We start from the raw sequence: 1,518 nt of genomic DNA, 5'->3' as shown, positions 1-1,518 counted from the left end.
GTCCGGGGAGTCGGCCGACTCGGCGGACTCCGGGGAGTCGGCGGAGTCCGCGGACTCCGGCGAGTCCGCGGACTCCTCCTCGGTGCCGGGGGTCGGGGCCGCGGTGGTCTCCTCGGGGGCGACCTCCTCGGCGGGCTCGCCGGCCTCCTCCTCGCCCTGCGGGCGCACGAACTCGGAGAGGTCCACGGTGTTGCCCTCGGTGTCGGTGACCGTGGCGTACTCGAGGACCTTGGCCAGGGCCTTGCGACGACGCACCTCGCCCACCATCAGACCGGCCTGGCCCGAGGAGTCCAGGAGCTGGGCGAACTGGTTGGGGTCCATGCCGTACTGCTGGGACATGTTGATGATGTAGTCGATCAGCTCGGACTGCTCGACGCCGATCTCCTCGGCCTCGGCGACCGCGTCCAGCACGATCTCGTTGCGGAACGCGTCCTCGGCGTTCTTCTGGACCTCGGCCCGGTGCTCCGCGGTGTCGTGGTCGGCCTCGGCCTGGGGGTTGTCGAAGTGCTGGGCGATCTGCTCGTCGATCACGGCCTGCGGCACGGGGATCTCCACGAGGGACAGCAGCTTCTCGAGGACCTTGTCGCGGGCCTCGACGCCCTGCTCCACCACGGTGCCCTCGGCGGCCTGCTTCTTCAGGTCCTCCTTGAGCTCCTCGATGGTGTCGAACTCGGAGGCGAGCTGGGCGAACTCGTCGTCGGCCTCGGGCAGCTCGCGCTCCTTGACGGCGGTGACCTTGACCTTGACCACGGCGTCCTCGCCGCTGTGCTCGCCGCCGGCCAGCTTGGTCTCGAAGGTGGCGTCCTCGTCGGCGGACAGACCGGTGATGGCCTCGTCCATGCCCTCGAGCATCGTGCCGGCGCCCACCTGGTAGGACAGGTCGTTGGCGGCGTCGACCTCCTCGCCGTCGACCAGGGCCTGCAGGTCGAGGGTCACGAAGTCGCCCTCGGCGGCGGGACGGTCCACGGTCTTGAGGGTGCCGAAGCGCCCGCGCAGCTCGTCCAGGGCCTTCTGCTCGTCCTCGGCGGAGGCCTCGCGGGCCTCCACCTCGACCTCGAGGCCCTTGTAGTCGGGGAGCTCGATCTCGGGGCGCACGGCCACGTCGATCTCGACCTTGGTGTCGGCCTCGCGGTTCGCCTCGTCGGGCTTGGCGACGACCTCGACCTGCGGCTGGGTCAGCGGGGTGATCTCGTTCTCCGCCAGCGCCTGCTGGAAGAAGGTGTTCAGGCCCTCGTTGAGCGCGTTCTCGACGACGAAGTCGAAGCCCACGCGCTGCTCGATCAGCCGCGCCGGAACCTTGCCGCGGCGGAAGCCGGGGACCTGGATCTGGTTGGCGAGCGAGGTGTAGGTCTGGTCGATGAACGGCTTCAGTTCCGCGAACGGGACGTCCACCACGATCTTGACCTGGGTGGGGTTGAGTTTCTCGACGGCGCTCTTCACTTCCGCTGCACTCCTGAGTGGTAGGTCGGTTGGGTCTTCCGGTGCCGTTGACCGGCCCGGGACAGTCGGGAAGGCGGC

1 protein-coding gene is annotated in these 1,518 nt (G+C 69.4%); it reads right to left on the bottom strand.

Annotation, left to right across the window (positions count from 1 at the left end; genetic code table 11):
- Positions 1-1,440, bottom strand: a 1,440-nt coding sequence (tig, locus tag ACFU0Y_RS18130) for a trigger factor (RefSeq protein WP_380216357.1), incomplete at its 3' end; no start/stop codon positions are given.
- Positions 1,441-1,518: the final 78 nt, after the last annotated feature.

It is taken from the genome of Kocuria sp. NPDC057446 (assembly GCF_042802875.1).
In the GTDB taxonomy this organism is placed as follows: Bacteria; Actinomycetota; Actinomycetes; order Actinomycetales; family Micrococcaceae; genus Kocuria.
The sequence above is the reverse complement of the archived record's forward strand: the minus strand, read 5'-3'. Positions and strand labels throughout refer to the sequence as shown.